The organism is Azonexus hydrophilus, from assembly GCF_038368255.1.
In the GTDB taxonomy this organism is placed as follows: Bacteria; Pseudomonadota; Gammaproteobacteria; order Burkholderiales; family Rhodocyclaceae; genus Azonexus; species Azonexus hydrophilus.
On the sequence record NZ_CP151406.1, the window covers coordinates 862,401 to 887,086 of the forward strand.

Consider the following 24,686-nt stretch of genomic DNA (forward strand, 5'->3'; position numbering starts at 1 on the left):
CGGACAGGCCTGATTTCAGTCCGTTGTATCGCTGCCGTCTGTTGCCTGACGGCGGCTACCCTGACGTCGTGATGTCGGCGGAAGACCCCAGGTCAGCGTGTAGAACACGTCCAGCGCATTGTCGCTGCCGGCCCGCCCGATCAGCGTGATCTGGCGGGTCAGTTCGATCGACAGCTTGACGATGCTTTCAGCTGTGCCCAGCGACTGCTCATAACTCAGGGTGGCCGACGACGACAGGCGCTTGCCGATGCTGAGAATCTGGTTGCCCGTCGTTGCGCCGGTGTCGACACCGGCAGCAACGACGCGGCTGCCCGGCTGACGGCCGCCGCTGCCGTCGAGATTGCCCTGGCGAACGCCGAATTCGTCGATGCCGAACGTGCGTTTCAGTTGCTGGACGAGGTTGCCCGAGTCGTTGCCGAGCAAGCCGCCGGCCGCCGACAGCAGCAGGCTGGCGTCGCCGGCACTCATGCTGTCCTGGCCATGGCCGAGGATCAGCCAGGACAGCTTTTCCGGGTCCGGCAGGTCCGGGTCCGAGATCAGGCGTACCACCGGTCGCTGCGCCGTGCCGGAAAGCTGGACGCCGGGTTCGACGGCCAGGCCTTTACGCACGGCGCGCACGTCGAGCGCCGGGTTGTCGGGCAGCCCCTGGAAAGTCAGGATGCCGCGGGTGATCTCCAGCCGTTGGCCGTAGGCCTCGAAGCGGCCGTCGCGGGTGCGGATCGTGCCGGTGGCCCGGGGCAGATCGCGACCGCTGGCGCTCAGCCGGACCTGACCGGCCAGCCGGGTACTCAGGCCGGCGCCTTCGAACAGGAAATGGCGGCCGAGATCGGTCTGCACATCGAGTGCCAGGTTCGGGCGCAGGCCCGGCGACGGCTGGTTGCCCGGGCGATGGATGACGACGTCGTCGGACAGTCGCGGGGCGCCGGCCGGTGCCAGTTGCCAGTAGGCGCCGTCGATGGCGAGGCGGCCGTCGATGCCGAGCGCGGCGTCCTGCCAGCGCAATTTTCCTTCGCCGGACAGGCTGACCCACTGGTCCTGGCGTTGCCAGACACCAACGCGGTCGAGGCGGACGGTCAGCGCCGCCTGGCCGTCGCCCTGTCCGGGGGCGACGCGCAGCTCGCCGGAAACATCGAGTCGTCCCGGTCCTTCCAGGCTGCCGGCCTGATCGCCGAGCGCCAGGCGCAACGGCCGGGGCGCGCGCTGGCGGGCGCTGCTGAAACTGAGCCGGCGGATGCTCAGCAGATTGTCGGCGATGTCGGCGGCCAGCTCGCCGTCGACCAGCGCCAGGCCCTGGGCCGGCAGGCGCAGGCTGAGCGCCTGGCCGTTCAGGGTGCCGGCCAGCGCCGGTCGGGCCGGGCTGCCGGCAAGCTGCAGGCGAGCGTCGATGCGGCCGCCGGTTTGCCAGTCCTCGCCGAGCAGTTCGCCGAGCCAGCCGAGGTCGGCAATTTCGGCCGTGGCCTGGCCCTGCCAGGGCGCGCTGGCGGCCAGTTGCCAGGGGCCGTCCACGCCGGCGGTCAAGCCGGCCTGGACCCGTCCGATTCGCGAGCCGCTGGCCTGCAGGTCAAGTTTGAGCGCTTTACGGTCGGCGTTGGCCTGGATCGTGGCCTGCCAGTCGAGCGGCTCGCCGGCCAGTTGCAGGGGGCCGACCGACCAGCCGTCGGCGCTTGCCCGCAGCGCGGCCGGGCTGCGCAGGCGCAGGTTGCGGGCGGCACTGTCGGCAAGCAGCGAGAGTTGCGTCAGCATGCCTTGCCAGCGACCGTCCTGCTCGCTGCCGTCGACCTGCAGTTGCAGGCGTTCGCCAGCGGCCAGGCGACCGTCGATGGCAATTTGATGCTGGCGCCGGCTGCCGTCGCCACGGATGGTCAGCGGCGCGAACAGGCGCTGGCCGGCGCCGGATTCGAGGCGCTGCAACGTCAGCCCGAGTTGCAGCGGCGCATCGGCAGCTTCCGCCAGGCTGGCCGATAGATGCACGCCGTCGGCGCGGAAAACGCCGGGCAGGCCGATGCGGCCGGCGCGCAATTCGCCGTCGACCAGCGGTCGGGCGAGGCTGCCGCTCACATTCAGGTCGGCCTTCAGGTCGCCTTCGGCGCCGAGGGCGCCTAGGCGAGGCGCGTCGATGGCGAGCTGCAGCCGCTGGCCGGGGGCGCCGAAGCCGCCTTTGGCGGTCAGGTGGTTACCGGCCAGCGCCAGGTTCAGGTCGATGCCGCTGAGCGTCGGCCAGTCCACCCGCAATTCGCCCTGGCCAGCCAGCGGCTGGCCGCGAAACTGGCTGTCGCCAAGGGCAAAGCTGGCGTCGATGACGGGCTTCGGCTGCAGTCGTACCTTGGCCTGCAAGCTGGCGTTGATGCGGGCGCTCGGCAGTTCGGCAAAGCGGGCGGGGTCGAATTCCTGCAGCCGGGCGTCGACCGTGAATGCCTGCTCGACCAGTTGCAGACTGCCGGCGGCAAGCAGGCGGGCCTGGCCGGCGGCGATTTCGATGTCCGTCAGGGTCAGGATATCGGCGGCGTGTTGTGCCGTGCCGCGCAAGGTGAAGCGGCGGTCGCGCAGGTCGACGCGGATGTCCTGGCGTTGCTGGCCGATTGTCGCGCTCAGCTGGCCGTCCAGCCGGGTCGGCCGCAAGCTGCTGTGCAGGCGGGTGGCGTCGAGCTGACGGACGGCGAGTTCCAGTTGCAGCGCGCCATCGTCAACTTCGCCCTGCCAGACGCCGCGTCCGGAAAGTTCGCCGCCGCCCAGGCGGGCCTGCAGTTCGGGAAACGCCAGTTGTCCGTCCAGCCAGGTGGCTTGTCCCTGCAGGCGCTCGATCGGCAATCCCGGTCGGTCGAGCGGCGCGGCTTGGCGGTTGTTCAGGTCGAAGCGGGCACTTACCCCGCCGGCCGCCGGCGTCACCTTGAGATCGAGGTCGAGGCGGGCGTCGGGCAGCCCGTCGCGCCAGGCCGCCGGGTTGATGCTGGCGAGCTTGATGTCGGCCTCGACCAGCGGCATCACCGCGAACGGGCGCAGGCTGACCCGGGCATGGCCTTCGATGCCGGCGCGGGCGTCGAGCCTGACGGTGAAGCCGGCCAGCGGCCCCGCCGCTTGAAACGCCAGCGCCAGTGGTTTGTCTTCCAGTTGCCCCTGGATCTCGCCGCTGGCCTCGAGCGGGAAGGGGGCCTGGCCGTCGATCTGCACTTGGCCGCGCACGGCGACATCGCCGCTGTGCAGGCGCAGGTCGTCGATGCGATGGTGGCGGCCGTCGCTGTCGATCCGCGCCGCCAGGTCGCGGGCGATTTCCTGCTCGCCGTAGTGCAGGTGGGCGATGCGCAATGCCCCGAGATGGACGGCCAGCGGCAGTTGCAGGTCGGCCGGCTCGACGCTCGGGGTGTCGCTGGCCGGGGTCGTGATGTGCAGGCTGGTCGCGCTCAGGGACCCGATCTGCAGGCGCTGCTGCAGCAGGGCGCCGGGTGTCCAGGCCAGGGCGAGGTTGGTGGCGACGATGTGGGTGTCGCCATTCTGCCAACGTAGTTCGCCGATCGTGAGCGGGCCGCCGAGACGCCCTTCAGCCTGCTCGACCAGCAGGCGATTGCTGCTCAGCGTGCCGGCCAGACTCAGGGCGAATTGCAGCCCGCTGCCGGTATTGACCAGCCAGTAGGTAGCGGCGCCGATGGCCAGGAGCAGGGAGAGGAGGAGCGTAACGAGGCGGCGCATAGTCAGAACGGGATGGCCAGCGAGAAATGCAGTTGCAGGCGACCTTCGCGTTCGCCGTAGGCGAGGTCGGCGCCGATCGGGCCGGCCGGGCTGCGCCAGCGTACGCCGAGGCCGTAGCCGGTGGCGAGGCGGATGTCCTTGAGTCCATCGACGGCGTCACCGGCATCGACAAACAGCGCCAGGCCCCAGTCGTCGTTCAGCCAGTGCGTGTACTCGGCGCTGGCCACCGCCAGGTAACGACCGCCGACGGTGGCTTCGCCTTCCTTGATGCCCAGGCTCTGATAGGCGTAACCGCGGACCGAACCGGTGCCGCCGGCGCGGAACAGGTAATCCTGCGGAATGCGCAGGCGCGAATCGGCGAAGGTCCGCCCCAGTTCGCCGCGCAGGGCCAGGGTGTCGCGGGGGCCAACCGGCAGGTAGTGCTGGATGCGCCCGTGCAGGCGGACGAAATTCTGGTCCGACAACGCCGCCTTGGCGCCACCGCCGACGCTCAACTGGAGTACCGTGCCAGCGCGTGGGTCGAGCAGGTTGTCGATCTGGCGCCAGGTCCACATGGCGTTGGGCACCAGCGCCCGGCTGGTGATGTCGACACTGCCGTCGGGCCAGCGGGTTTCGCGCTGCCAGTTCAGCGACAGGCGCTGCTCCACGCTGCCGCGTTGTTGCACGCTCTGGATGCCGAGTCCATAACGTTCGGTGCGCAGACTCTCGATGTCGCTGGTTTCGCGGACAAAGCCGATGCTGTGCCGGCGTTGTTTGTCGTCGGGCGGCAGGATCACGTCGCTGTAGAAGGTCTGCCGCTTCTGTTCGAGACGCAGGCCGGTATCGAATTCCCAGGCCTGGCCGAAGAGGTCGGGCGTGTTGTAGTTGGCCTCGACCCGGGCGCCGGTATTGGAGCTGGCGCCGATACCGAAGCCGGCGCGATGACCGGGGCGCTCGCGCATCCGCAGGCGGACCGGGGCGACGGCGTTGCCGTCGGCGTCGATCTGGGCGGCGGCAGTATCGAGTTCGGCACGGACGCTGGCGAAGTACGGCGTCGATTGCAGGATGCCGGTCAGGGTCTGCAGGTCGGCTGCCCGGTAAGGTTCTCCCGGCCGGACCTGGCGGTTGTAGCGGGCGACCAGTTCCGGCGTGTAGCGGTGCAGGCCGCTGAATTCCAGTTCGCCGTAGCGGTAGCGCGGGCCGGCATCGTAGCGGGCGCTGAGGGTGGCGCGTGCTGCCTCGGCATCAATGTCGGCGCGGCTGTCGACCAGTCGGGCGTCAGCGTGTTCGTTGGCCAGCAGTTCGGCCAGTACCTGTTGCTTGGCGGTATTCCAGTCTTCCTGGCGGAAGGGCTGGCCGGCCGGCAGGCGCCAGCCGCTTATCAGTGCCTGGCGACGTTCCTTGTCGATAGGACCATCGACGTTCAGGTCGACACGCTCGATCAGTGTCCGCGGCCCCGGATCGACACGCAGTTGCAGTCCGTCGTGGTCGACGATATCGATGTTCGGCGAGAAATAGCCTTCGGTGGCGAGAATGTCACGCGCCTGGGCCTGCAGCCGCTGAGGGCCGGCTTCTGCCTGCAGAAAAGGCGACAGGCGGCTGGCCAGCGCTGCCGGTGCCTCGATCCGCAACTGCGCTGTGGCTGGCAGGGCCAGGCAGGCGAGCAGCAGGGGCAGGGCAAGGCGGAGGCTGCGCATCAATGGCCCCCGTTCTCCCGTGGCTCTTCGGGCGGCAGCAGGAAACTGCGCGGTTGCTGGCGGAAACGCCGGCCGAGTGCCGCCAGCAAGGGGCCCCAGTGGGCGAAGGCGATGCGCCGGGCACCCATGGCCGTGCGCAAGGCCAGCGCGAAGCTGACGCCGAGGTTGGTCAGCCCGATCAGGGCGACGCCGAGTGCGCCCCACAGCAAAGCCTGCCAGGCCATGGCGAACTCGAAACCGCCGAAGGCGTAACCGAGGTTGGCCGAGGAGAAGGCAATGTGGCGGATGTCGAGTGGCAGGCCGAGCAGGGTGCCGATCATGCCGGTCGAGCCGAGCATGCAGCCGAACAGGAAGTTCCCCATGATGCCGCCGAGGTGGTTTTCGATGTAGTCGCCGGCGCGTACAGCCCTGTCCTTGCCGGCCAGTCGTTGCAGCCAGCCGAGACGGGCGATGCGCGGGCCGATGTTGGCGTAGGCGGCACGGTTGTCGAAATAGCCGCTGATCAGGCCGGACAGGAATAGATAGAAGCCGGCAATGGCCGCGTGCGGGACCGCCCACGACAGCGGATCGAGATCGGCCATCAGGTGCGCCGCCTTGGCGGTGTCGACCGGCGGCCCGCCGAACAGGAAGGCGGCGGCGAGGCTGACCAGGATGGCCACCGGCAGGGCGACCATGACATTGCCGCCGATGGCCGCCAGTTGGCTGCGGCTGACCGCTGCCGCGACATCGGCAATGCGTTCGAGGTCGGCCTGGCGATTGGGTTTGAGACCGTCGAGCAGACCGGCCAGCGTCTGTGCGGTCATGGCCGGCTGCTTGGTGGCGACGGTGAAGCCGAGCAGGAAGATGGTGACGAAGCCCAGGCCGTAGATCATGCTGAACAGAAAGGCTTCGACGAACAGCGGTGCCCCAAGTGCCGCCGCCTTGATCTTGAGCAGCGCCATGATGCCGATCAGGATGCCGGCACCGGCCGCCGAACGCCACATCCGGTGGTAGTCGGTACGGGTTTCGCAGATGTAGTGTTCACCCGAGCGGGCGGCGTTTTCGGTGACGCGCACGGCGAGCACGCCGGACAGTTGCTGCATGTAGTGACGCAGGCTGTGACGGCGGTTTTCAGCGAGGAAAACCTCGCGGGCGAAGATCGTCCAGTCGCGGATGGCGACCTCGTGCGGGGCATTGCGCAGGCCGGCGGTGAGGATGCGGGTGAGTTCGGTGATCCGCTGCAGGCTTTGTTCGCTGCGGGTCAGAATGTACGAAAGATGAAGGCTGGTACCGATGGTGAGTGCCCGCTTACGGATTCGGTTCAGGGTGTCCTGGCACTGGTCGACAATGACCAGCAACTGGTCGCCGTTGTCGAAGCGACTGTCGTCGCCGTCGAGTCCGGCGCGGAAGCCGCGAACGAATTCCAGTGCCTCGGCCGACAATGCGACGAAGCGCGGCGAATCATCCTCGAGGTTGGGCGAGGCACGCATCAGTTCGCCTTCCAGGCCGAGGCCGCTGACCCGATGGGCGAGCAGCAGCAGCGCGTCGAGCATCTGCTCCTGGACGCCGCGCCGGTCCATTTCACGGAAGGTTTCGGGCGGCGCCAGAATTTCCCAGAAGCGGTGCGCCAGTTCGGCCGGGACGGCCTCCAGCCAGCGCCAGTCGTCGCGGTCGGAGAAGATCAGGTGCAGGCAGTCCTTCATCCGTCTTTCGTCGGGTACCTCGGGCAGCAGTCGGTTGCCGAGAATGCGCCACCATTCGGAGAAGAAGCCGGTGCCGGGCAGGATGCCGCTGTCGGTGAAAAAACTCAGCAGGCGGCGGCTGCCGACGAAATGGATGACGTGATGCCGGAAGCCGGCGCGCAATGCCGCATCGTCTTCCAGGCGCTCGAGCATCAGTGCGTAGCGCCGGTTGCTCTGGTCGTCGTTTGTATCCTCCGGGCGCAGGGCGGCGATCAGTCGGCGCAGCAGTTCGAGCTCACAGGCTTCCGGATTGCGGAAATCTTCCAGTGCGGCAAGCAGGCGCTGGTCGCCGGTGGGGCGGAAGTCGCCAAAGTAGCGGGTCAGGCGGCGGATGAGTGTTTTCAAAGGCATCGGTGGGGCAAACGGAACTGCCCGGTGGTTCAGGTTGCACCATGATATCCCGTGGTGCGCTAAACCCGTTCTTTCCCGCTTGTTGTCTTGGTGACGATTCGTAATAGAATGCGTGCTGCAATATCAATAACAACCCTTTCAACAGGAAGAAACATGAACCTCGTCAAGAAATCCATCGCTGTTGCCCTGCTGGCCGGCATCGGCTTCTCTGCCGTTGCCCAGGAACGCGTCTATGTCATCGACCAGCGCGACGTCGTCGCCAAGTCGGGTACCGGCCTGTGCTGGCGCACCGGCTACTGGACCCCGGCCGGCGCCGCCGCCGACAAGGCCGGTTGCGAATGCGACAAGGACCTGCTGCCGAAGACTGCCTGTGACGCCAAGGCCGCCCAGGCACCGGCTGCTGCCTCGGTAGCCGGCCCGAAGCCGACCGGTGAAAAGATCACCGTCGCTGCCGACGCCCTGTTCGACTTCAACAAGGCTGTCCTGCGTCCGGAAGGCAAGGCCAAGCTCGACGAACTGGTCGCCAAGGCTGCCCAGATCAAGCTCGAAGTGATCCTGGCCGTCGGCCACACCGACCGTATCGGCGGTGCCGCCTACAACCAGAAGCTGTCCGAGAAGCGTGCTGCTGCGGTCAAGGAATACCTGGTTGCCAAGGGCATCGAAGCCAACCGCGTCTACACCGAAGGCAAGGGCAAGACCCAGCCGGTCACCGGCGACACCTGCAAGGGCAACGCCAAGACCCCGGCCCTGATCAACTGCCTGCAGCCGGATCGTCGCGTCGACATCGAAGTCATCGGTACCAAGTAATAGCGACTTTGTTGCACGAAGCCCTGCCTCGGCAGGGCTTTTTTACATCTGGAAGTTTTTTGTCATTATTGCGTCGCTCCCTGTTGGTCCTGAGCCTGGTCGCTACCAGCATCCCGGGTATCGCGGCCGAGCCGCCGCGCATCGGGCTGGTGCTCGGCGGTGGCGGCGCGCGCGGTGCCGCGCATATCGGCGTGCTCGAAGTGCTGGCCGAACAGCGCATCCCGATTGCCTGTGTCGCCGGCACCAGCATGGGGGGGCTGGTTGCCGGAGCCTGGGCGGCAGGCGTCACGCCGGCCAGGATGCAGCAAGCGCTGGCGGCCGTAGACTGGTCGGACATGTTCCTCGACAACCCCGACTATGGCGAGATGAGCCATCGCAACCGGGCCATTTCCCGGCTGTATCTGCCGGGTTCCGAAAGTGGGGTCGGCGCCGACGGCGTCCGCTACCAGGGCGGTGTCGTTGCCGGGCAGAAGATCAAACTGTTCTTCAACCGTCTGGTCGGCGGCAGCCGCATCGAGCAGCTGGCGCTGCCCTTGTCGATTGTCGCCACCGATATCGGCAGCGGCGAGGCCGTGGTGTTCCGCGACGGCGATCTGAGCACGGCCATGCGCGCCAGCATGTCGGTTCCCGGCCTGCTGGCGCCGGTCGAGCAAGGCGGGCGCAAGCTCGTCGATGGTGGCTTGGTCGACAACCTGCCGGTGGCGGAAATCCGCGAACGCTGTGCAGCCGATGTGCTGATCGTCGTCGATGTCGGCACACCGCTGCTCAAGGCCGATGAGGTCGGTTCCCTGCTGACGGTGTCGGCGCAGATGATCGGCATCCTGACCCGGCAGAACGTGGCCCGTTCGCTGGCCCTGCTGGGCGAGCGGGACATCCTGATCCAGCCGGCGCTCGACGGCATCCGTGCCGGCGACTTTCCACGTCACGCCGAAGCGGCGGTGCGCGGCCGACAGGCGGCGCAGGCCGTGGCCGAGCGCCTGGCTCCGCTGGCCCTGGCGCCGGCCGACTATCTCGCCTGGTGGCAGGGCATCGAGGCCCAGGCTGCTGCACCGCTGCGGGTTGACGCGATCGAGGTGGCCGGCTTGGGTCGGGTCAATCCGCGCTCGCTTGATCGCTTCATCGATATTGCGCCTGGTGACGTGGTTTCGGCTGAGCGTATCGACCGCAGCTTGTTGCGTATTTACGGCGATGGCGATTACGAGAGCGTCGATTACGCGGTGATCGGCAATGCCGGACGCAATACCCTGCGCATCATGCCGGTCGAGAAACCCTGGGGGCCGGATTATCTGCGTTTCGGCATCCATCTCGCCGCCGACAGCGGTGACGGGGCGTCGTTCGGCGTCCGCGCCGCCTATCACCGGACCTGGCTGAATGCCCTGGGTGGCGAATTGCTCTATCACGCCGAACTGGGCTCGCATAATCGCCTGGGGGTGAATCTCCATCAGCCGCTTGATCCCGCGCAGCGTTACTTCGCCGAAGCGCTGGCCGGTGTCGAGCAGGAGCGCCTGAGCGTGTTCGAGGACGATCGGCGGATCGCCAAGTACAAAGTCACCGAGTCGCGCCTGGGGGGATGGCTGGGGTACAACGCCCACGTCTATGGGGCGGTACGCTTCGGCTGGCTGCAGCGTCGCCGCGATTACCGGCTCGATACCGGAACCCTGGCGCTGCCGCGCGGTGATGTCACCTTCGGTGGCTGGCAGGCAACGCTCGATTTCGACCGTTCCGACCGCATGTATTTCCCGACCCGGGGCTGGGCCGCCCATCTGAACTATTTCCATTCACCGGCTCGCGATTACGCGCGTTTCGATGCCGAGCTGCGCGGGGCCTTTACCCTGGCCGATACCGTGTTCAATGCCCGGGTCGCCTACACCGGGTCGCCGCGCGGCAAATTGCCGGCCTACGACGCCGGCCGGCTGGGCGGCTTTCTCAACATGACCGCCTACAGCACTGGGCAGCTGCTCGGCGACGACATCCAGTACGCCGGTCTGCGCAGCGAACGCATCATCGGTCGCCTGCCGCTGGGGCTGCGGGGCGACATGCGTTTCGGCGTGGCTCTTGAAGCCGCCCGCCTGGGGCGGCGCTTCAGCGAAACCGGACGCGACGGCTGGCTGGATTCGCTGGCTTTCTACCTCGGCGGCGAGACGCCGCTCGGACCGGCCTATCTCGGTATCGGCCACTCGCGGCAGGGCGCATCCAACCTGTTCCTGTTCATCGGTACGCCATGAGCCAGGACACCCTCCATCTTTGTGCCACCAGTCGACTGGCCCAGATCCTGCGCGACGAAGTCCCGGGGGGGGCGGGCGCCTGGCAGACGCCTGCGGCGCTGACCATGGTCCAGTGGCTGTCGGCGCTGGCCGATGAGGCGGTGCTCGGCGGTGATGCCGAGCTGCCGCAAGCCTTGGACAGCGAAGCCGAGCGCCTGCTCTGGGAACAGGTGATCGCCGATGCCCTGAGCAGCGGCGCCGGTGCGGCGGCACCGTTGTTCGATCTGCCCGGCCTGGCGGCGTCGGCCATGGACGCGCACGCCCTGTGTCGGCGCTGGGGGCTGACCGCCGGCGGCGCGGCCGATGAGGCGCGTCTGTTCGCCGCCTGGCAGGCGGCTTTCCTCAAGCGTTGCCGCGACGGCGGCTGGATCGATCCCGCCGGTCTGCAACTTGAACTGCTTGACCGCCTGGCGGCCGGCCAGTTCGTTCTGCCGGCGCAAGTCGTGCTGTGCGGCTTCGACCGCCTGACGCCGCTGGAGCAACGATTCATCGACGTGCTTCAGGCGCGTGGGGTGGATGTCTCGGAACGCGATTTCTCGGTACCTGCCGGGCCGCCGACTGTCCATGCCTGCGCCGATGCCACCGCCGAATGCCATGCCGCCGTGAGCTGGGCGCTGGCGCAACTGGCTGAGCATCCCGGCCGGCGCATTGGCATCGTCGCGCCGGATCTCGCTGGCGTTCGTGACCGCCTCGCCGGCCTGCTCGACGAAGCCCTGCATCTTCCGGCGCTACGTCCCGATGGCGCGGAACTGCCGCGCAGCTACAACATCTCGCTCGGCCGGCCGCTGGCCGAACAGCCACTGGTGCGCAGTGCGCTCGATCTGCTGGCCCTGGGCAGCGGTCGTGCGGCCTTCGAGCAGTCGCGTTTGTCGACGCTGCTGCTCGGTGCCTTCTGGGCTGGCGACGTCAGCGAAGCCGATGCGCGGGCCTGTCTGGATGCGGCGATGCGCCGCGACCTGCCCTATTTCACCCAGGTGCCAGCCCTGCTGCGGCTGGCGGCGCGTCAAGCCCAATCCTGCCCGCGCACGGTTGATGCGCTGAATGGCGCGCTGGCGATGCTGGCCGAAGCGCCGCGCAGCCAGTTACCGGGCGCCTGGGGGCGGGTTTTCCGGCAGGCGCTGGCGGCTGCCGGTTGGCCTGGCGAACGGCCTTTGTCCAGCGACGAGTTCCAGGCGCATCGGGCGTTTGGCGAAGTACTCGACGGCTTCGGGCGGTTCGACGCCCTGCTCGGGCGCATCGGTCAGGGCGCGGCGCTGGCCCGTCTGCGCGAACTGTGCCGACAGCGCCTGTTCCAGCCGGAAACCCGCGGTCAGCCGGCGATCCAGGTGCTCGGCGTGCTTGAAAGCGCCGGCCTGAATTTCGACGCCCTGTGGGTGATGGGTCTGAACGACGACCGCTGGCCGCCGCCGCCCCGGCCGAACCCCCTGCTGTCGGTCGACGCCCAGCGCACGGCCGGGAGTTCGCATGCCAGCGCCGACGTCGAACTGGATTTTGCCCGCCGCGTGCATGCCCGCTTGCTGCGTTCGGCGGCTTCGGTGGTGCTGTCCTGGGCGCGCGCCGACGGCAACCGCATGCTGCGTGCCAGCCCCTTGCTCGGCGAACTGCCGCCGGCCGGCGTGCACGAGGCGCGGCTGACGACGCTGGCCACTCGCCTGGCCGTTGCTGCCGGCTGCGAATCCATCGAAGATGGCGTGGCGCCGCCGGTTGCCGAGGGCGAGGTGGTGGCCGGCGGCAGCTGGTTGCTGCGGGCGCAGGCGATCTGTCCGGCCTGGGCCTTCTACCAGTTCCGGCTCCGGGCGCAGGCCATGGAAACGCCGGTCGAAGGCCTCGATCCTGCCGCCCGCGGCACCCTGGTGCATGGTGCGCTGGAGCAGTTCTGGTTGCGCGTGGGCGGTAGCGAAGGGCTGGCGGCGTTGAGCGAAGACGCGGCCCGGCGTCTTTTGGCCGAGGCTATCGAGAAGGCGCTGGTGCACTTCGAGGAGGCGCAGCGCAGTCCCTTGCCGGAACGTTTCCGGCAACTGGAATCGGCGCGTCTGGTGCGCTTGCTCGAGCGTTGGCTGGCGGTCGAGCGCGAACGGCCGGAGCCGTTCACCGTCGTCGCTTGCGAACAGGCGGCCAGCGTCGACATCGAAGGCATCCGCGTGAACATGGTGGTCGACCGTATCGACCGGCTGGCCGACGGCCGGCAACTGATCATCGATTACAAGACCGGGGCGGCGATCAATATCGACAACTGGGCGTCGTCGCGCATCACTGAGCCGCAGTTGCCGATCTACGCAGCCTTGGTCGGCGATGACGTCGTCGCCGTCGTTTTTGCCAAGGTGCTGATCGACAAACCGGCCTTTGCCGGGATTTCCGCTGCCGGCGACCTGCTGCCGGGTGTCCGTGGGCTGGCTGATCCGCGGCAGAAGGTTTTTCCGGCGGAAAGCTTCCCTGACTGGCCGTCAGTGATCGCTCACTGGCAGGAGTCTCTGCACGCCGTGGCGCGCGAGGTCCGGGCCGGGGTTGCCGGCGTCAGCTTTGCCAGTGAGGCCGACCTCAAATATTGCGAAGTCCTGCCCTTGCTGCGCTTGCCCGAGCGACGGCGGCTGCTGCAGGCGCGTTAATCCTCACCGCTGTCCAGACCGGCGCTCAGCGCGGCGATGACTTCCGCTCGCGCCAGTTCGTCGAGAAACCACTGCAGCGCCTTGCCGACCTGACGATTGCGCCAGGCGATATGGCTGCGTATCGGCGGGTGCGGCTCGGCGGTATGCAGCTTGACCAGCCGGCCGGCGGCAATTTCCGGGTCGGCGATCCAGCCGGGCAGGTGGCCGACGCCGAGGCCGGCCAGTTGGGCGGCGGCCTTGGCCCGCATGTCGGGGACGCGCAAGGCGTCCTGGCCGTCCTGCAGGCCGATGGTGCGCGCGGTCAGTTCCTGCGAGGTGTCGGCAATGACGATGGCCCGGTGCAGGGCCAGGTCGGCGGCAGTGATCGGCGTCGGCGCACGGGCCAGGGGATGTTCGGGGGCGACGACCAGACGCATCCGGGTGCGGCACAACTGGCGGCTGCCAATGCCGCCCCGGGCCGGCGGATCGCCGGGGGCGCCGATGACCAGGTCGGCACGGTCGGTGGCCAGGGCATCCCAGGTGCCGCCGAGGACTTCGTTGGATAGGCGGATCTGGGTCTGGTGACCGGCGTCGTAGAAACGCCGGATCAGCGGCAGCAGGCGTTCGGCCGGGATGATCGCGTCGAGGCCGATGCGCAGTTCCGACTCCCAGCCGGTGGCGATGCGCTGGATGCGGCGCTCCAGTTCGCGGGCGGCGCGCAGCAGGTGGCGACCGTCGTCGAGCAGGGTGCGGCCGGCGTCGTTGAGCATGGCACGCCGGCCTTCGCGAATGAACAGTGTGATGTCGAGGTCGCTTTCCAGCTTGGCCACCGCGTGCGACAGCGCCGATGGTACCCGGTGCAGGGCCTTGGCGGCGGCGGTGAAGCTGCCGTGCCGGTCGATGGCGTCGAGGACCTGGAGCAGTTCGAGGGAGATTTTCATGGGATTTCCGGATCGATGCGCGGATTTTACGCCCGGATGACTGCCGTGTCGGTTTCTCAAGTGCCTGCTATAGTGAGTGCATTCACGCTATCCGGAGTCCTTGCGCATGGCCCTGACCACCTCCCTGGCCGATCTCGTCGTCCTGCTTGTCGAGCCTTCGCAGATGCAAGCGCATCTGGTCGAACGCATGCTGACCAATCAGGGGGTGCGCCGGATCACCATCGTCGCCAACGGCAGCGCCGCACTGACTGCCCTGCAGGATGCGACCGACGGACAGGTGGTGATCAGCAGCCTCTATCTGCCGGACATGGCCGGGACCGAACTGGTGGCAGCGATGCGCGATGACCCGGCGCTGGAAAGCGTGCCTTTCATTCTGGTTTCCAGCGAGACGCGGCCGCAGGTGCTTGAGCCGGTCCGTCAATCCGGTGCCTGCGCCATCGTCGCCAAGCCCTTCACCGAACAGCAGTTGTCGCGCGCGCTGTACGCTGCCGCCGATTACCTGAATCCGCCGCAGGACATCGATCTTGCCGAGATCGAAGGGCTGCGCGTGCTGGTGGTCGACGACAGTCTGGCGTCGCGGCATCACCTGCGCCGGCTGCTCGAGGAGCTCGGCATCGAGCGCATCACCGAATGCGTCGATGGCCGGCAGGCGGTGGCGGTGCTTCAGGAAAGCATGTTCGACCTGGTCATTACCGACTACAACATGCCGGAGATGGACGGCCGCGAACTGACCGAATACATCCGCACGCAGAGCTGGCAGGCCGAAGTGCCGGTACTGATGGTGACCAGCGAGCAGAACATGGGCCGACTGGCTGCCGTCGAGCGGGCCGGGGTATCGGCCATCTGCGACAAGCCGTTCGAAGCCTCGAGCATCCGCCGCCTGATCAGCGATGCCTTGCAGCGATGACCCGCAGCACCAGTTGCCTTAGCACGATGCAGAAGGCGAGCAGGACCAGCAGCGGGTCCACCAGGACGTCCCAGAGATTGTCGAAAATCCCGCTGGCGTAAGCTGCCAGGTCGACGGCCAGGATCATCAACCAGACGTGCATGCGCCTCAGCCAGAGGGCCAGACCGACCGGGATCAGCGCGCCGAGCAGCATCCACGGCTGGTAACCGAGGGCGTAGGGATCGAAGGCGCCCCAGCCCAGCGCGGCCGGATAGAAGAGTGCGGCAAAGGCGAGCAGACCGAGTGCACCGGGGTAGCCCAGCGGCGTCAGCGGTCTGGCCGGCAGGTGGTGGATGGCCAACATCAGCAGGGTCACCGACGGTGTGCCGAACAGCGAATGCATGACCGGCGCGATCCCGGCGATCAGCGCGATGGTAGTTGCCGTCAGCGCGGCTTTCGGGCGCAGCACGCCGAGCGGCAGCAGGCTGGCCAGGGCGCCGAAAATCAAACCATGGGCAAGCAGGCTGTAGGCGGACAGGGCGTTCATTGCGGCATCCCGTCGAGCCAGGCTTCATTGAAACGCAGGTGGCGGATACCCTGCTGGCGCCAGCCGTAGGCCAGGTGAATCCCGGCATCGGCGGCCAGGGCCAGTGAAGGCGCGGAGAAATCGGCATCGGCCGCCGCTTCGATGATCCTCGGGGCTTGCCAGACACTGCCGTCGGCGTTGCCGACCCAGACCGCCAGCGTGCCGGCGCCGGCGGTGGTGTTGCCGGCCAGCAGCAAGCGGCCGCTGGCCAGTCGGGTCACTGCCTGCGGTCGGTCATCGGCCAGGGTGTCGGGCCGGCTGGCGGGGCGCCACGGTGCGGCGGGGGGCTCGTCCGGCAGGCGGACCTTGCCGACGATGCGTCCGCTGCTGTCAAGACGCAGCCATTCGTCGCGGGCTGAGATTAATGTCGGGCTGAGCGGCAAGCCGAGTCCGCCGTCGTCCAGAGTGAGCGGTGCCATGCGCAGGCGGGTATCGGCAACGCCGACCGGCGAGGTCGTCAGTCGCACCGGCGCTTGCCAGTGCTGACCGCCATCGTCGGACAGGGTGTGCACGATGCTGCGGGCGCCGGCGCCGCCGGCAGTGAACCACAGATGGACGGCCTCGCCTTGGGCGGACAGGATCGGGTCGGCAAGATGCCGGATGTGGGCGAAAAGTTTGCCGGCGGCTTCTTCGCTGGAAAAGACCGGGTAAGGTTCGCTCCAGTTGCCGTCGCTCAGCGTACTGAACCAGATGACGTCGTGGTGCCGGGGGGCGTCGGCCTGCGCCAGCCAGGCGATGGCCATGCGGCCGTCGGCCAGACGGGTCAGGCTGGGGGCGCCGAGCAGACCGCCGACACCGGGCAGCATGCCGTGCTGGAGCAGTGGTGCCTGCGTGGGTAGCGCGAGGACGGGCGGTGCCGCGAAAGCAGCCGGCGGCAATTGCGGTGCCCGCCAGAAAGCGGCGGCCATGGCCAGTACGAAGATCGCGGCGGCCAGCCAGTGCAGGAGTTTCTGGGCGGGGTTTTTCGGTAGGGAGGGGGCTTGCGGCATGGCCGGATTGTAGCGCCGCTTGCGCTCGCGATGCCTTGTCACGTCTCGCACTTTTGCCTTGGATTGGTACGATTTATTGCATTTGGTGATAATCTCCCACCGGGGAGATTGCTATGCGCATAAGCAGGTTTATTCTGGCGACATCGGCTGTCGTCGCAGCATTGTTTTTCGGTGGCGCCTACTGGTCGCTCGATCGTGTGTTCGACAACATCGTGCGTACCAATGCCGCGCGCGCGTCCGATGCGGCAACGCGGATCACTTTTGCCGCCATGTACCAGCTGATGAGCCAGGGCTGGAGCCGCAGCCAGGCCGACGATTTCCTGCGCGGTGTCGCCAGCTCGGGCGAAGGCAGCAATATGCAGGTGCAGATCTACCGCGGCCAGCTGGTGATCGACACTTACGGTGTGATCGAGCAGCCCGAACTTGACGACGTGTTGCAGTCGGCGATGGCCAGCGGGCAAGCGGTGCGCATCGACAGCAGCGAAGCCGCCCGCCACGTTTATCCGCTGATCGCCGATCAGCGTTGCCTGGGGTGTCATGCCAACGCGACGCCCGGCGTCAGTCTCGGGGCCATCGAAGTGCGCCAGGATTACGTAGGTCTGCTCGCTGATGCCCGGCGCGAACTGTTGTGGGCATTTGCCCTGCTGCTGCCGCTCGTTGCCTTGCTGGCCGGCGGTGCGGTCTGGTGGGTCGGGCGACGCATCGAAGGCGCGGTGGAAAACCTGCAGGAGGAATTCGATCAGGTCAGCGCGGTGTCCGACCTCAAAGCACTGGCCATGGCTCAGCGCGATTTCGGTTTCGTCGAACTCAATCGCATCGACCAGGCCCTGCGCCGCCTGCTCGACAAATTGCGCGGCATTGCTGTGGACAAGGAAATCCTGACCTTCGAGATCGGCCTGCTCGAGAAATTCGTCATCACCGCCGACGTCGTCCGCGACTGGCGCGAATACGTAGGTCGCCTGCTGATTGACATCAATACCATCCTGCCGGCGCATACGCTGTTCTCGATCTTCAAGATCGACGACGAGATGTTCGACCTGGAGGTCTTCTGGTACGGCCCGGCCTCGCCGGAAACGCGCGCCCGCATGGAGCACTACATCCGCCAGGAACTGGGGCAGATGGCCAATTTTGCCGATAGCGGCGCCTTTGCCATCCACCATCACGTTGCCAATATCAGTGCACCGGCGGTCGAACTGACCGAAGCCGAGGTGGCCTTGCGGGTCAAGTCCTTCTTCGTCGACAAGCCCAAGATCGGCGGCATCGTCGGGATCGGCGTGCATGCCGGGGTGCTCGAGGACGAGACCCGCTACCTGGTGGTCGAGAGCGTGCTGTCCACGCTGCTCAACGTGGTCGGTTCGGTCAAGGCGATCTACAAGTACACCCGCGACCTGGAGTACTACGCGACTCGCGACCCGCTGACCGACCTGTTCAATCAGCGCGTCTTCTGGGAACTGTCGTCCTATGAGGTCGGCCGCGCCCAGCGTCACGGCTACAGTTTCGGCCTGCTGCTGATCGACCTCGACAACTTCAAGCTGGTCAATGACACCCACGGACACGCGGTCGGCGATACCTACCTGCAGCGCTTCGCCCGTCAGGTTCAGGGTGCCTTGCGCGATGGCGACATCCTGGCCCGTTACGGCGGCGACGAATTCGTCGCGCTGCTGCCGGAGGCCACCCAGGAAGCTGTCGTCGTCGTCGCCCAGCGCGTCCGCAGCGCCATCGAGCAACTCGAAATCGTCACGGCCGACGGCGTCCGTCTGCGCGGTACGGCCTCGATCGGCCTGGCGGTGTATCCGGATCATGCGGACAGCACCAAGGACCTGCTGATGTTCGCCGACAACATGATGTATCGCGCCAAGGCCGCCGGCAAGGATCAGGTGGCGGTGCCGTCGCAGAACGATGTGGTCGAGATTTTCCGCGACATCTCGCAGAAGAGCCTGATGGTCATCGAGGCCATCGAGAATCAGCGCGTGGTGCCGTATTTCCAGCCCATACTCGATGTCGCCGACCGCCGTATCGTCGCTTACGAAGTCCTGTCGCGGATCGACCTCAAGGGCGAGATGATCCGCGCCGACGAGTTCGTCGAGATTGCCGAGAAGATCGGCGTCATCCACCGCCTCGACATGCTGGTACTCGAACGGGCATTGCATGCCCTGGCGCAGCAGGGGCACGACGGCGAAATCTTCGTCAATCTGTCGCCGCGCGCGCTGGTGTTCAACGAATTCGCCCGCGACCTGCGCCGCATCATCGCCGCCAGCAGCATTTCGCCGGACCGCATCGTGTTCGAGATCACCGAGCGCGACACGGTCAAGAACCTGGCCCTGCTTGAACGCTTCCTGAACGATCTGAAGGCCGACGGCTTCAAGCTGGCGATCGACGATTTCGGCTCAGGTTTCTCGTCCTTCCACTACCTGCGCCGCTTCCCCATCGACTACCTGAAGATCGAAGGCGACTTCATCGCCAACATGCTCAACAGCGACAAGGATCGCACCTTCGTCACCAGCATCCGTTCGCTGGCACGGGAAATGGGCATCGCGGTGGTCGCCGAGTACGTCGAGTCGGCAGAGGTGCTGCGCGAACTCGAACGCATGGAAATCCACCGCGCCCAGGGGTACTACATCGGCCGCCCGGCCCCGGCGATCATCTCCCGGGACTGGCAGCCGCCGGCCTGATCAGCAGCCCTTGTAGTTCGGTGGTCGCTTCTGCATGAAAGCGTCGATGCCTTCGCCGGCATCCTCGCTCATCATGTTGCAGGCCATCACCTCGCCGGCGTAGTCGTAGGCGTCGGCGAGGCCCATTTCCAGCTGCTTGTAGAACATGCCCTTGCCCATGCGCACGGCGACGGCGCTCTTGGCGAGGATGGACCCGGCCAGGCGCTCGATTTCGGCGTCGAGCGCGTCGGCCGGTACGACGCGGTTGACCAGGCCTTTGGCGCGGGCTTCCATGGCGTCGATGAATTCACCGGTGAGCAGCATTTCCAGCGCCGCCTTGCGTCCCAGGTTGCGCGCCAGGCCGACCGCAGGCGTCGAGCAGAAAAGGCCGACGTTGATGCCGGAGACGGCGAACTTGGCGACGTCGGCGGCCACCGCCAGGTCGCACATCGACACCAGCTGGCAGCCGGCGGCGGTGGCGATGCCGTGCACGCGGGCGATCACCGGTTGCGGCAGGCGGGTGATCGTCAGCATCAACTCGCCGCATTGGCGGAACAGCGCCTGCATGAATTCCTTGCTGTGGTTGGCGCGCATTTCCTTGAGGTCGTGGCCGGCACAGAAGGCCTTGCCGGCGCCGGCGATGACGACGACGCGGACGGTTTCGTCGGTGGCGATGGCGTCGAGTTCGCGCTGCAGCGCGGTCAGCATCTCGCGCGACAGCGAGTTGAATTGCCCGGGGCGGTTCAGGGTCAGGGTGGTCAGGCCGTCGCCACGGTCGTTGCGCAACAGGCAGGCTTCTTCGCTCATTCTGGTCTCCTCGATGGGTATTGTTGGTGATCCACGACTGTAACCGAGAAGCCGGGCGGGCTCCAGCCACCTGCTATGATGTCGGGCTGTTTTTCCCGGATGTTGCCGCCATGCGCCGCCTGTTTTCCGTCTCCCACCTGACCGCCGGATTCATCGCCGTTCTCGTCGGCTACACCAGTTCGGCGGCGATTGTTTTCCAGGCGGCGAGCGCCGCCGGCGGTAGTGCCGAGCACATCGGCTCGTGGCTGTGGGCGCTCGGCATCGGCATGTTCGCCACCTCGGTCGGCCTGTCGCTGTGGTTCAAGGCGCCGGTGCTGACGGCCTGGTCGACGCCGGGGGCGGCGCTGCTGGCGGTTGGCCTGAGCGGCGTGCCGATGAGCGAGGCGATCGGCGCCTTCCTCTTTGCTTCGGCGCTGATCGTCGTCTGTGGGGTTTTCGGGTTGTTCGAGGCGATCATGCGCCACGTCCCGAAATCGCTGGCGGCAGCGCTGCTGGCCGGCGTCCTGGCGCGTTTCGGGATGGCGCTGTTCACCTCGCTGAGCAGCGAACTGCTGCTGGTCGGGGCGATGTTCGCCGTCTATTTCGCCGGTCGCCGCTGGCTGCCGCGCTACGCCGTGCCGCTCGCCTTCCTGGTCGGGCTGCTGCTCGCTGCGGCCAGCGGCATGATCCACGCCGAGGCGGTTAGCCTGACGCTGGCGCTGCCGGTATGGACGACGCCGACGTTTTCATTGACCACGCTGATCGGCGTCGGCCTGCCGCTGTTCATCGTCACCATGGCCAGCCAGAACGTTCCCGGTCTGGCGGTATTGCGCGCCAATGGCTATCAGACGCCGGCCTCGCCGCTGATCACCTGGACCGGCGTCACCGGTCTGCTGCTGGCGCCGTTCGGCGGCTTTGCCTTCAACCTGGCGGCGATCACCGCCGCCATCTGCATGAGCCCGGCGGCTGACCCCGATCCGGCGCAGCGCTACCGGGCGTCGGTATGGGCCGGCGTTTTCTACCTGTTCACCGGTCTGTTCGGGGCGACCGTCGCCGCCCTGTTCGGTGCGCTACCGGCAGCGCTGGTAGCGGCGATTGCCGGGCTGGCCTTGCTCGGCACCATCGGCAACAGCCTGGGCGCGGCGCTGGCTGACGAGCGCGAGCGCGAAGCGGCGCTGGTGACTTTCCTGGCTACCGCCTCGGGGATGTCGCTGTTCGGCATCGGCAGTGCGTTCTGGGGGCTGCTGCTGGGACTGCTGGTTTTGAAAGTGATGCCGACGCGATGACGCCTGCCGGGTTAAAATCCCGGCGATGAGTTCGCCGCGCTACGTTCATCTTCGTCTCCACTCGGAATACTCGGTCACCGACGGCATCGTCCGCATCGGCGATGCGGTCAAGCGGGCGGCTGGCGACGGCATGCCGGCCATGGCGCTGACGGATCTCGGCAACCTGTTCGGCCTGGTCAAGTTCTACACTGGTGCCCGTGGTAAAGGCGTCAAACCGGTGGCCGGCGCCGATGTCTGGATCGCCAACCCGGAAGCGCCGGAAGACCCGCGCCGCCTGCTGCTGCTCGTACGCAACCGCCAGGGCTACCAGCAGTTGTGCGAGTTGCTGACCCGCGCCTACACCGTCGACGGCCGTCGCGACCGTGCCGAAATCCGCCGCGAGTGGTTTGCCGAAATCGGTAGCCATGGCCTGATCGCACTGTCCGGTGCGCATCTGGGCGATGTCGGCGAAGCCCTGTTGAACGGCAACTTCGATCTGGCCATGGAGCGCGCACGCGCCTGGGAAGCGATCTTCCCCGGTGCCTTTTATCTCGAAGTCCAGCGCTACGGCCAGCCGCAGCAGGAAGCCATCGTCCAGCAGACCGCCGACCTGGCCGGCGAAACCGGCATTCCGCTGGTCGCCACGCACCCGGTCCAGTTCATGAACCGCGACGACTTCCGCGCCCACGAGGCACGCGTCTGCATCGCCGAAGGTTATGTGCTGGGCGATCACCGGCGGCCGAAGATCTACACCGAAGAACAGTACTTCAAGACTCAGGCGGAGATGGTCGAACTGTTCGCCGACCTGCCCGAGGCACTGGAAAACACCCTGGAAATCGCTCGTCGCTGCAATATCGAGATGACGCTGGGCAAGAACTTCCTGCCCGATTTTCCGATTCCGGCAGGCATGACCATTGACGAATTCCTCGTCGAGGAAGCGAAGAAGGGTCTTGAAGTCCGTCTGGCCGAGCTTTATCCCGACCCGGAAGTCCGTCAGCAACGCCGGCCCGAGTACGACGACCGCCTTGCCTTCGAGTGCAACACCATCATCCAGATGGGTTTTCCCGGCTACTTCCTGATCGTGGCCGACTTCATCAACTGGGCCAAGAACAACGGCGTGCCGGTCGGTCCCGGCCGGGGCTCCGGCGCCGGTTCGCTGGTCGCCTACAGCCTGCGTATCACCGACCTCGACCCGCTCGCCTACGCCCTGCTGTTCGAGCGTTTCCTGAACCCCGAGCGGGTGTCGATGCCCGACTTCGACATCGACTTCTGCCAAGACAACCGCTGGCGCGTCATCGAGTACGTGCGCGAGCACTACGGCGCCGAGGCAGTCAGCCAGATCGCCACCTTCGGCACCATGTCGTCGAAGGCGGTGATCCGCGACGTCGGCCGCGTGTTCGGCCTGCCGTACTCGATGTGCGACCGCATTTCCAAGCTCATCCCCATCGTCCAGAACAAACCGGTGTCGCTGGCCGAAGCGCTGGAACAGGAGCCGCAGCTCAAGGAAATGATGCAGGGCGACGGCGACGGTGAAACCATACGCGAACTGTTCGACCTGGCCAGCCGTCTTGAGGATTTGACGCGTAACGTCGGCATGCACGCCGGCGGCGTGCTGATTGCGCCGGGCAAGATCACCGACTTCTGCCCGATCTACCAGGCCACCGGCAGCGACGCTTCGCCGGTGTCGCAGTTCGACAAGGACGACGTGGAAAAGGCCGGCCTGGTCAAGTTCGACTTCCTTGGCCTGCGCAACCTGACCATCATCGAACTGGCGCTCAAGTACATCGAGCGCATGACCGGCGACAAGCTCGACCTGATGTCGCTCGGTTTCGACGATCCCGGTGCCTACCAGATCCTCAAGGACGCCAACACCACGGCGATCTTCCAGGTTGAATCGGAGGGCATGAAGAAGCTGCTGAAGAAGCTCGCGCCCGACCGTTTCGAAGACATCATCGCTGTGCTCGCACTCTATCGTCCCGGCCCGCTTGGCTCCGGGATGGTCGACGACTTCATCCTGCGGAAAAAGGGCCAGCAGGCCATCGACTACTTCCACCCCGACCTGACCGCCTGCCTGTCGCCGACCTACGGCGTCATCGTGTACCAGGAACAGGTCATGCAGATCTCGCAGATCATCGGTGGCTACACGCTCGGTGGCGCCGACATGCTGCGCCGGGCGATGGGCAAGAAGAAGCCCGAGGAAATGGCCAAGCACCGCGAGACCATCGCTGCCGGCGCCAAGGAGCGTGGCTACGACCCGGCGCTCGCCGAACAGCTGTTCGACCTGATGACCAAGTTCGCGGAATACGGTTTCAACAAGTCGCACACCGCCGCCTACGCCGTCGTCACCTACCACACCGCCTGGCTCAAGCGTTACCACTGCGCCGCCTTCATGGCCGCGACCATGTCGTCCGACATGGACAACACCGACACGGTCAAGGTCTTCTACGAAGACACCATCGCCAACAAGGTCAAGGTGCTCGGGCCGGACGTCAATGCCTCGGCCTACCGCTTCGAGCCGGTCGACCGCGACACCATCCGCTACGGCCTGGGCGCAGTCAAGGGGACCGGCGAGCAGGCGGTCAATGACATCCTGCGCGCGCGTGAGGCCGGCGGACCATTCAAGGACCTGTTCGATTTCTGCCAGCGCTGCGACAAGCGCATGGTCAACCGCCGCACCATCGAGGCGCTGATCAAGGCCGGTGCCTTCGATTGCATCGACAGCGACCGGCACAAGCTGATTGCCTCGGTCGGTATCGCCATGGAGTTCGCCGAACAGGCCGAACGCAACGCGATGCAGACCAGCCTGTTCGATATCGGCGACGTTGCCGAGGCGCATGCGCCGCAGTACATCTCGGTCAAGCCCTGGGATGAGCGCCGGCAACTGATGGAGGAAAAGACCGCGCTCGGTTTCTTCTTCTCCGGCCACCCGTACAACACCTACAAGAAGGAGTTGTCGCGTTTCGTCCGGCGCCCGCTGAACCGCCTCGAACCGGCCAAGGAGTTTCAGGTGCTGGCCGGCGTCGTCGTCGGCATCCGCACCCAGATGACCCGGCGCGGCAAGATGCTCTTCGTCCAGCTCGATGACGGCACAGCGATGGTCGAGGTGTCGGTATTCAACGAACTGTTCGAGGCCGAGCGCAGCAAGATCGTCACCGACGAAATCCTGCTGGTCGAAGGCAAGGTTCGCTACGACGATTTTTCCGGCGGCAACGCCGTTGCCGCCGAGCGCCTGATGACGCTGGGCGAGGCGCGGGCGCGTTTCGCCAAGCACCTGCTGCTGAAAATGAACGGCAGTTCGGATGCCCGCCGGCTGCGCAGCTTGTTACAGCCCTTCGCGCCGGGACCGGCGGCGGTGCGTATCCACTACCGCAATGCCTCGGCCGAATGCGAACTGCTGGTCGGCGACGAACTGCGGGTCCGTCTTGACGACGCGCTGCTGGAGGCGCTTTCCGGCTGGCTGCAGCCGGAAAACGTGGACATCGTTTACTGAGCGT

General features: G+C 66.7%; 14 protein-coding genes. 7 read left to right on the plus strand and 7 right to left on the minus strand.

All coding sequences use genetic code 11. The annotated features are described in order from the left end of the window. Nucleotides 1–15: 15 nt before the first annotated feature. The 3 genes from AADV58_RS04205 to AADV58_RS04215 are packed head-to-tail and all read right to left on the minus strand — an operon-like array spanning nucleotide 16 to nucleotide 7,426. Entirely contained in the window at nucleotides 16–3,684 is a 3,669-nt protein-coding gene (locus AADV58_RS04205; RefSeq protein ID WP_341744163.1) for a translocation/assembly module TamB domain-containing protein, read from the minus strand. Nucleotides 3,685–3,686: 2 nt separating this feature from the next. Further along, entirely contained in the window at nucleotides 3,687–5,360 is a 1,674-nt protein-coding gene (locus AADV58_RS04210; protein ID WP_341744164.1) for an autotransporter assembly complex family protein, read from the minus strand. Beyond that, nucleotides 5,360–7,426 carry a site-specific recombinase gene (locus AADV58_RS04215; protein ID WP_341744165.1) on the minus strand — a complete coding sequence of 689 codons (2,067 nt, stop codon included), beginning with the start codon at nucleotides 7,424–7,426 and terminating at the stop codon, nucleotides 5,360–5,362. Before AADV58_RS04215 ends, AADV58_RS04210 begins: the two co-directional genes overlap by 1 nt. 159 nt (nucleotides 7,427–7,585) lie before the next feature. Here AADV58_RS04215 and AADV58_RS04220 point away from each other — a divergent pair, with 159 nt between their 5' ends. From AADV58_RS04220 to AADV58_RS04230, 3 genes are all read left to right on the plus strand, one after another. Continuing rightward, entirely contained in the window at nucleotides 7,586–8,239 is a 654-nt protein-coding gene (locus AADV58_RS04220; protein ID WP_341744166.1) for an OmpA family protein, read from the plus strand. Nucleotides 8,240–8,307: 68 nt separating this feature from the next. Continuing rightward, nucleotides 8,308–10,464 carry a patatin-like phospholipase family protein gene (locus AADV58_RS04225; protein WP_341744167.1) on the plus strand — a complete coding sequence of 719 codons (2,157 nt, stop codon included), beginning with the start codon at nucleotides 8,308–8,310 and terminating at the stop codon, nucleotides 10,462–10,464. Next, on the plus strand, nucleotides 10,461–13,109 hold the full coding sequence (locus tag AADV58_RS04230) for a PD-(D/E)XK nuclease family protein (protein WP_341744168.1): 2,649 nt from the start codon (nucleotides 10,461–10,463) through the stop codon (nucleotides 13,107–13,109). The genes AADV58_RS04225 and AADV58_RS04230 overlap by 4 nt, the downstream gene beginning before the upstream one ends. Here the strand turns inward: AADV58_RS04230 and AADV58_RS04235 are convergent. Further along, nucleotides 13,106–14,029, minus strand: coding sequence for a LysR family transcriptional regulator (locus tag AADV58_RS04235; protein WP_341744169.1), 924 nt, complete (start codon nucleotides 14,027–14,029; stop codon nucleotides 13,106–13,108). The genes AADV58_RS04230 and AADV58_RS04235 overlap by 4 nt on opposite strands. A gap of 106 nt (nucleotides 14,030–14,135) precedes the next feature. Here AADV58_RS04235 and AADV58_RS04240 point away from each other — a divergent pair, with 106 nt between their 5' ends. After that, entirely contained in the window at nucleotides 14,136–14,936 is an 801-nt protein-coding gene (locus AADV58_RS04240) for a response regulator (protein ID WP_298395692.1), read from the plus strand. Here the strand turns inward: AADV58_RS04240 and AADV58_RS04245 are convergent. Both AADV58_RS04245 and AADV58_RS04250 read right to left on the minus strand, forming a co-directional pair. After that, on the minus strand, nucleotides 14,914–15,462 hold the full coding sequence (locus AADV58_RS04245; RefSeq protein ID WP_341744170.1) for a hypothetical protein: 549 nt from the start codon (nucleotides 15,460–15,462) through the stop codon (nucleotides 14,914–14,916). The genes AADV58_RS04240 and AADV58_RS04245 overlap by 23 nt on opposite strands. Next, a complete protein-coding gene (locus tag AADV58_RS04250; RefSeq protein ID WP_341744171.1) occupies nucleotides 15,459–16,532 on the minus strand; it encodes an exo-alpha-sialidase in 1,074 nt (357 codons plus the stop codon). The genes AADV58_RS04245 and AADV58_RS04250 overlap by 4 nt, the downstream gene beginning before the upstream one ends. 71 nt (nucleotides 16,533–16,603) lie before the next feature. On the opposite strand from AADV58_RS04250, the gene AADV58_RS04255 reads away from it, so the two are divergent. Beyond that, nucleotides 16,604–19,162 carry a bifunctional diguanylate cyclase/phosphodiesterase gene (locus AADV58_RS04255; RefSeq protein ID WP_341744172.1) on the plus strand — a complete coding sequence of 853 codons (2,559 nt, stop codon included), beginning with the start codon at nucleotides 16,604–16,606 and terminating at the stop codon, nucleotides 19,160–19,162. Here the strand turns inward: AADV58_RS04255 and AADV58_RS04260 are convergent, their stop codons facing one another. Further along, nucleotides 19,163–19,948: an enoyl-CoA hydratase gene (locus AADV58_RS04260; RefSeq protein WP_281981217.1), complete on the minus strand. Its 786-nt coding sequence runs from the start codon at nucleotides 19,946–19,948 to the stop codon at nucleotides 19,163–19,165. 110 nt (nucleotides 19,949–20,058) lie between these two features. On the opposite strand from AADV58_RS04260, the gene AADV58_RS04265 reads away from it, so the two are divergent. Next, nucleotides 20,059–21,213 (plus strand): benzoate/H(+) symporter BenE family transporter, encoded by a 1,155-nt coding sequence (locus tag AADV58_RS04265; protein WP_341744173.1) that lies wholly within the window; start codon nucleotides 20,059–20,061, stop codon nucleotides 21,211–21,213. A gap of 25 nt (nucleotides 21,214–21,238) precedes the next feature. Then, nucleotides 21,239–24,682: a DNA polymerase III subunit alpha gene (gene dnaE, locus AADV58_RS04270; RefSeq protein WP_341744174.1), complete on the plus strand. Its 3,444-nt coding sequence runs from the start codon at nucleotides 21,239–21,241 to the stop codon at nucleotides 24,680–24,682. Nucleotides 24,683–24,686 lie beyond the last annotated feature (4 nt).